This window comes from Martinezella rhizogenes, assembly GCF_027460065.1.
Lineage (GTDB): Bacteria > Pseudomonadota > Alphaproteobacteria > Rhizobiales > Rhizobiaceae > Agrobacterium > Agrobacterium rhizogenes_C.
On sequence record NZ_JAPYZZ010000009.1, the window covers coordinates 175083 to 182476 of the forward strand.

A 7394-nucleotide genomic window follows, 5' to 3' on the forward strand; every position below is an offset into this window, starting at 1 on the left:
TTAAAGGAGTAACCATAATGGTCGACTATCGCTATCTCGGACGCAGCGCGCTGAAAGTTTCACCGCTGAGCCTTGGCACGATGATGTTCGGAGGCCCGACACCGGATGACGTGGCCTTCCGCATCATCGACAAGGCGCGCGAACAGGGCATCAACTTCATCGACACCGCCGATGTCTATCACGACGGCAAGTCGGAAGAGGTCGTTGGCCGCGGCATCAAGTCCACGCGCGATCACTGGGTTCTGGCGACGAAATTCGTCAATTCCCATACCAAGGGCCCGAACCTTGGCGGCCATTCGCGCAAATGGGTGATCGAAACCGTCGAAAATTCGCTGCGCCGCCTCAACACCGACTATATCGACATCCTCTATTTCCACCGCGCCGTCTTCGATGCGCCGCTGGAAGAGCCGGTGCGCGCCATCGCCGATCTCATCCGCGCCGGCAAGCTGCGCTATTTCGGCGTTTCGAACTTCCGGGGCTGGCGCATCGGTGAAATTTCGCATCTGGCCGACCAGCTCGGCATCGACCGGCCGGTTGCCAGCCAGCCGCTCTACAACATCGTCAACCGCACGGCCGAAGCCGAGCAGCTGCCGGCGGCCAATCACTATGGCCTTGGTGTCGTGTCCTATTCGCCACTCGCACGCGGCGTACTGACAGGCAAATATCAGCCGGGCGAACAGCCGGGCGCCGATACCCGCGTCGGCCGGGGCGACAAGCGCGTTCTGGAAACGGAATGGCGTCCGGAATCGGTTGAAATCGCCCAGAAGATCGCGGCCCATGCCGTTTCGAAGGGCGTTTCGGCGGCGGATTTCGCGCTGGCCTGGGTACTGAACAACAAGTTCGTCACCGCGGCCATCACCGGCCCGCGCACCGAAGAGCACTGGAACGGCTATATCCGCGCCCTCGATGTGAAAATCGATGCCGAAGATGAAGCACTGGTCGACAGCCTTGTGACAACAGGCCATCCCTCGACACCCGGTTTCAACGATCCGAGCCATCCCGTCGAAGGCCGCGTGCCGCGCAATCTCGAAGCCGCACACCGCCCGGCGCTCAAGCCGCGTGCGGTCGCCTGATCGTCCAGACGAACATGCCTGCGGCGCGCCGTGCCGCAGGCCCTCACATCCGCTCAGGGAAAGCTGCAATGTCCAATCCGAAACTGCAAACAACCACCACCGACAATTCCGGCGTGCCGAGCCGTGACGAGATCCTGGCCCGAGCAAAGGACATTGCGGCTATCGCGGCCCGGGATGCCGCCCGTCGCGAGCGCCAGCGGGAACTGCCCTTCGATATCTTCGCCCTCATCAAGGAGGCAAAGATCGGCACACTGCGTGTCCCCGAAGCCAAGGGCGGACCGGGCGGCTCGATTGCCGACTATATCGAAGTGCTGATGATCCTCGGCGAAGCCGACAGCAATATTCCGCACGCGCTGCGCAGCCATTTCAATTTCACCGAAAATCTTGCCCTTGCCCCCATCGAGCTGGAGGACCGGCGGCATCTTGAACATGTCCTCGCCGGCAAGCTCTTCGCGGGCGCCAGCACCGAACAGGGCACCAAACGCCCCGGCGAAATCACCACGCGACTGAGTGCCGATGGCGACCGCTACCGGCTGAACGGCCGCAAATGGTATGCGACCGGCACCGCCTTTGCCGATTTCGGCACCTTCAGCGCCATTGGCGATGACGAGCAGCCGATCGGCGTGCTCATTCCGCTTGATCGCACTGGCATCACCATCCTCGACGACTGGGACAGCATGGGCCAGCGTATGACCGCAAGCGGCGGCGTGCTGCTTGAAAATGTCGAGGTGCTGCCTCATGAGCTGACAACCCGCAAGCTCGGCACCCAGATCGGCCGCCACAGCTCGGCCATGCGGCAGCTGCACCTTGCTGCGTCTGCTGCCGGCGCCGTTCAGGGCGCGCTTAATGACGGTGTGGAATATGTTTTGCGCCAGGCGCGCACCACGCTTCACAGCGCTGCGGAAACCGCCAATCAGGACCCCTTCGTGCAGAAGATGCTGGGTGAAATCAGCGCCGGCGCTTTCGCCGTCAAGACACTCATCCGCGAAGCGGCCAGAACGCTCGACCGAACGGCTGCCGCCTTCGCGAATGGTGACGAAGAGGCCATTGAGGCAGCCCTGATGGAAGGCTCGCTTGCCACCGCCCGCACCCAGATCATCGCCTCGCAGCTTTCGCTGACCGTCGCCACCAACCTCTATGAGCTCGGCGGCGGCTCGGCGACCTCGAGCGGGCGCAATTTCGACCGCCACTGGCGCAACATCCGCACTGTCTACAATCACAATCCGCTTGCCCACAAAGCGCGGGTGATTGGTGACTATTACCTCAATGGCACCACGACGCATCTCAGGGAAGGCCGGGTGTTCTGACCATGCGGAAGATGCAGGCGGCAAAGGAGGAACAGCAATGAGAACGGAGTTTGTCGCCCCCGCCGCGAGCCGGGCAGCTTTTCGCCTGCCCACACTTTCCAGGCTGCCGCCGCTGACCGCCTTGCGCGCCTTTGTCGTGGCCGCCCGCCATGCGAGCTTCTCGCGGGCGGCGGAGGAACTGCATGTCTCCACCGCCGCCATCGGCCAGCAGGTCCGCATTCTCGAAACCCATCTCGGCCAGCCGCTTTTCAGCCGCCAGCGCGGTGAATTGCTGCTGACAGATGCCGGCAGCGCGCTTTATCCCGGCCTTGCCGATGCTTTCGAGACCATGATCGGCAGTCTTTCCGACCTGATTGTTTCGAATGCCCGACCGCAGTTGAAGGTTCTGGCGGAGGGTTGCTTTGCCGCCCGCTGGCTGGCGCCGCGGCTGGGCAGCATCGTTCCCGCCCTCGGAGACGTCGAGCTTTCGATCGAATCCATCGAGGGTGAAACCGTCGATCTCACCCATTTTGATGCCGATTGCGCCATCGTCGCCACCCACGCGCAAATTCCGGGCTTTCTTCACGAGCCGCTTTTCGCCGATACCGTTAGCGCTGTCTGCACTCCGCAGTTCGCAACCCGCCATGGGCTTGCAGGCGAGCCCGCCCAATTGCGGGGTCTCGGCTTTGCGATGTTGCGCGGCAATGGCCTGGACGCCGCCTTCGAATGGGCGAACTGGCTGCGCGCGTGCCGCATTCCGCTCCGGCTTTCGGCGACAGGCCCACGGTTTTCGCGCCAGACGGCGCTGATAGAAGCAATCTTATCCGGCCATGGCATCGGCCTCGCGCGCCACTCGCTGATTTCGGAGGAACTAAAAAACGGCCGTCTTATCGCCCCCTTCGGCTCACCGCAGCCGACTGCCAGCCGTTATCACCTGCTGACCAGTCCTGACAGGCGGCGGCTGCCGGAGGTCACATCTCTACTCGCTCTGTTGCGCGAGGATATACGCTCCCTCGAAGCCGCCGCCTGAACACGCCCGTCCCACCTCAGGCGCGTTCCCTTTGCAACTCTCTGGCCGCGTAGATATTATCCGGCCGTGGCAGGCCATAATGGTCGCGCAGCGTATCGCCTTCGTAATCCTCACGGAACAGGCCTCGCCGTTTCAGGATCGGCACCACCTCATCCACGAAGATATCGAACCCGCCATTCAGCCATGGCGGCATGATGTTGAAACCATCGGCTGCGCCTTCGCGGAACCAGGTCTCTATCCAGTCCGCCACCTGTTCCGGTGTGCCTGATATCACCTTGTGGCCGCGCCCGCCGGCGAGCCGGTGCAGCAATTGCCGGATCGTCGGGTTTTCCCGGTCGATGACATCAAGAACCAGCTGATGGCGGCTGCTATCCGCCTGCGCGCGTGTCGCCTCGACGGCCTCTATTGGCAGCGGCTGGTCAAGATCGGCCGATGACAGGTCTATGCCGGTGATGCGCTGCAATTGCCCGAGCGAAAAGGCCGGCTGGATGAGATCGTTGAAGGAGGCCTCAAGTTTGCGTGCCTCCTCCTCGGTTGGTGCAATAAAGGGGCTGATACCAGGCAGGATTTTCACATGGGCGGGGTTGCGCCCCGTGGCCGCCACGCGCCGCTTGATGTCAGAATAAAAAGACCGCGCACTCTCCAGAGTCTGATGCGCGGTAAAGATTGCCTCAGCATAGTGCGCCGCAAAACCACGGCCCTCCTCCGAGGAGCCTGCCTGCACATAGACCGGCCGGCCCTGTGGTGAACGCGGCACGTTGAGCGCGCCCCGCACCCGATAAAATTCGCCATCGTGATTGGCGGGGTGGATGCGGTCCGTCTCGGCAAACAGACCGCTTTCCTTGTCGGCGACGATGGCATCGTCTTCCCAGCTGTCCCAGAGCTTCGTCACCACATCGACGAACTCGATGGCCTGGCGGTAACGGTCGGCATGCGGCGGATGCCTCTGGAGATTGAAGTTGCCGGCCGCAGCATCCGCCGAGGTCGTGACGATGTTCCAGCCAACCCGGCCGCCGCTGATATGATCGACGGACGCAAACAGCCGCGCGAGATTGTAGGGCTCGTAATAGGTGGTGGAGGCCGTGGCAATAAAACCGATCTTTTCGGTGACGGCGGCGAGGGCCGAAAGCATGGTGATTGGCTCCAGCCGGTGACGGGCGGCATAGCGAATATTGGCATCCAGCACCGGCGCATCGGCAAAGAAGATGGCATCCAGCTTCGCCGCCTCGGCCTTGCGGGCGATATCCTGATAGAGCTTTATATCGGTGACGCGATGGGGCTCCGAATCCGGATGCCGCCATGCAGCCTCATGATGTCCGCCCGGATAGATGAAGGCATTGAGAACCAGCTTTTCGGATTTTCTGCTCATGGAAATGACCTCTTATTCGCTCTGACGCGGCTTGAAACCGAAGGAGGCTCACGCCTCCTTCGTCACCCAGGCTTTGGCGAGATTGCCGCTCAGCCCCTCTGCTCCTGTCGCATAATCCTTGATGCGCACGCTGCCGACGACCGGCTGGATGGGAGAGACGAGATTGATGACGGGAAGGTCCCTGGCGACAACGGCCTGAAATTCCTTGAAGAAAGCCGCGCGCTTTTCGATGTCCGGCTCCACTGCCGCCGCTTCCAGCAGCCGGTCCACTTCCGGATTGGAATAATGGCTGGCATTCGAGAACGGCAGACCGATCTTGAAGTTCTTGCTCCAATAGACGCGCTGCACACCGGCCGTCGGATCGAAGGTGTTGGAGAGGGATTCCACCGAAAGATCCCAAGCACGGTCGGTATAGACGACCTTCACATAGGTGCCGAAATCGAATTTCTGGATATCCGCTTCGATGCCGATCTTCGATAGCGCCTGCGCGATGAAATCCGAATAGGTCTGCGGATTGAACGGGTTGGTGGTGACCCTGAGCTTGAAGCGCTTGCCACCGTCCTTGCGCGGGAAGCCCGCCTCATCCAGCAGTTTTTCCGCCTGCGCGACGTCGAACTTGGCAAAACCGATATCCGCATTGTGGAACTTCGCAAGGCCGGGGCTGATCGGCGTCGGCGACGGCACCGCATAACCGTAAAGCACGGTATCGATGAGCGCCGGAACGTCGATGGCATGGGCGATGGCCTGCCTCACCTTCAACTCCTTGAGATATTCGTTCTCAAGGTTGATGACGAGCTGGTTCTGCTGGCCGGCATAGGCATAGATGCGGTCATCCACCTTCAGCGTTGGAATGGATTTCAGCCGTTCCAGATCGGCAAGCGCGACCGGGTTGGGGCCAATATCCCCTTCGCCGGTTTCCAGTGCGGCAGCACGGGCGCCCGCATCGTTGATGAGGCGGATGATGACGCGGTGGAGATGGGGGCGCGGCGCGTCCCAATAATTGGCGTTTTTCTCCAGCAGGATATGACTGCCCGGCACCCACTCCTTTAGCACGAACGGGCCGCTGCCGATGATCTGGGCGGGTTTCGGATTATCTGTCGGCTTGAAGGTCTCGAAAATATGCTTCGGCACGATTGGCGATTCCGACGAGGCAAGCGCAGTGATCAGGCCCGGCGCCGGCTTGGAAAGCTTCACCTTCGCAATGAGCGGATCTGATATATCGACGCTTTCAACGTTCGAGAACGTCGCCCGGCCGCGCGGATGCGCCTCTTTCAGCCGCAGGATGGAAAATTCCACATCCGCCGATGTCACCGGTTTGCCGTCATGGAACTTCGCATTCGGCTGCAGATGGAAGACATATTCCAGCCCGTCGGCCGAAACGCTCCATTCCTTCGCAAGACTTGGCTGGGGTGACAGCTCGTAGTCATAGGTCAAAAGCCCGTCATAAATCTTTGAGCCGATGAACTGCGGGCCGCCCGCGCTGGTGTTGATGGCCACGAGCTGGGTCGGCTCGGGAAAATAAACGATCTTCAGCGTGCCGCCCGAAACGGGCTCTTCGGCAGCGGCGAAAGAGCCGCCCGGAAGCGCCACGAATGCGCCGGCGGCAAGTGCGATCTTATGAAACTGGCGTCTGGAAATGCTCATGTCTGTCTCCGAAAAAAATCCGATGTGCGGGTGCGGCAGCTCAATGCAACTGCGGGAACCCGTGGCGCTCGGCGAGAATTTGCAAAATGCGTTTGGTGTCCTGAATGAAGTGCGTATCGCCCTTTGCCGCGGCGTCAGCGGGCGCCTCGCCGGCAAAGACGAACAGCGGTAGCGACTGGTTTTCTTCACCCACGGCGGCGATGACCGCCTCACGCGGGCGCTGAAAACCGACACGGCGGATATCGATCTGCCCAGCAAGGTCTGGAAAGGCGGCAAGCAGACCCTCGATCTGGTTACAATGCGGGCAGACGAAGCGGACACCCGGGTGCTTGGGGTCTTCAAAACCGGGGGAGATCAGAAAAAGCGTGTCCTTGGCCATGGCATCCATCATGTGAGGGTGAGATTTCCAGTTCACAGTGCAGGCAGCCAAAGCGTGGGTCCAGAAAGCAATTCTTGCTTTGAAACGAAGAATTGCTTTGCGTTAAATTATTGATGAAATTGATTTTTTTGAAATTTCAAATGCCGGCATCGCTGTTCCCGCCGGCCTGTTCCAAAAGCAATGTTTTTCCCGAAAATACCGCTATCACGCGACAGCGAAAAAAGGCCGGACAGCAATTTTCAGCAATAAAAAACCCGACAGAATTGCCGGGCTAGAGTTGATGAGGAAGATCGTAGACCGCTCTACCGTCTTGCCGGGCTTGATCCGGCATCCAGCCACGGCGCGTCTGCGCGGCGCGGGATGGCCTTTCAGCCCAAGGACTTGGGCTGGCTGGCAACTGTATTGATCCGTGTTGTTTCAAGTTGTTCTGAAGGTGGTTTTGTCTCTGAGAATGGCGTTTGCGATAACGAGCAGTTTGCGGGCGATGGCGATGATCATGACCTTGAACGGTTTGCCTTTGGCCTGCATGGTTTGAATGAGGCATGCGAATGGCGATCTCATTCTATAAGCGACAAGGGCTGCCATGTAGAGGGCATCGCGCACACGCTTTCGA

At 60.5% G+C, this 7394-nt stretch carries 7 protein-coding genes; 4 read left to right on the plus strand and 3 right to left on the minus strand.

Going from position 1 to position 7394, the window contains the following annotated elements; all coding sequences use genetic code 11:
• Nucleotides 1-17 precede the first annotated feature (17 nt).
• From O8B93_RS16245 to O8B93_RS16255, 3 genes are all read left to right on the plus strand, one after another.
• Nucleotides 18-1073 (plus strand): aldo/keto reductase, encoded by a 1056-nt coding sequence (locus O8B93_RS16245; protein WP_269710958.1) that lies wholly within the window; start codon nt 18-20, stop codon nt 1071-1073.
• Between the two features lie 68 nt (nt 1074-1141).
• Entirely contained in the window at nt 1142-2380 is a 1239-nt protein-coding gene (locus tag O8B93_RS16250) for an acyl-CoA dehydrogenase family protein (RefSeq protein WP_269710959.1), read from the plus strand.
• A gap of 37 nt (nt 2381-2417) precedes the next feature.
• A complete protein-coding gene (locus O8B93_RS16255) occupies nt 2418-3389 on the plus strand; it encodes a LysR substrate-binding domain-containing protein (protein ID WP_269710960.1) in 972 nt (323 codons plus the stop codon).
• Between the two features lie 16 nt (nt 3390-3405).
• Here the strand turns inward: O8B93_RS16255 and O8B93_RS16260 are convergent, their stop codons facing one another.
• The 3 genes from O8B93_RS16260 to O8B93_RS16270 are packed head-to-tail and all read right to left on the minus strand — an operon-like array spanning nt 3406 to nt 6793.
• On the minus strand, nt 3406-4758 hold the full coding sequence (locus O8B93_RS16260) for an LLM class flavin-dependent oxidoreductase (protein WP_269710961.1): 1353 nt from the start codon (nt 4756-4758) through the stop codon (nt 3406-3408).
• A 48-nt stretch (nt 4759-4806) separates the two neighbouring features.
• Nucleotides 4807-6402: an ABC transporter substrate-binding protein gene (locus tag O8B93_RS16265; RefSeq protein ID WP_269710962.1), complete on the minus strand. Its 1596-nt coding sequence runs from the start codon at nt 6400-6402 to the stop codon at nt 4807-4809.
• Nucleotides 6403-6442: 40 nt separating this feature from the next.
• Nucleotides 6443-6793, minus strand: a complete 351-nt coding sequence (locus O8B93_RS16270) for a DUF3088 domain-containing protein (protein ID WP_142843646.1) — start codon at nt 6791-6793, stop codon at nt 6443-6445.
• Nucleotides 6794-7141: 348 nt separating this feature from the next.
• Between O8B93_RS16270 and O8B93_RS16275 the strand changes: the two genes are divergently transcribed.
• Nucleotides 7142-7394: hypothetical protein (locus O8B93_RS16275; protein ID WP_269710963.1), on the plus strand; the 253-nt coding region annotated here is incomplete at its 3' end.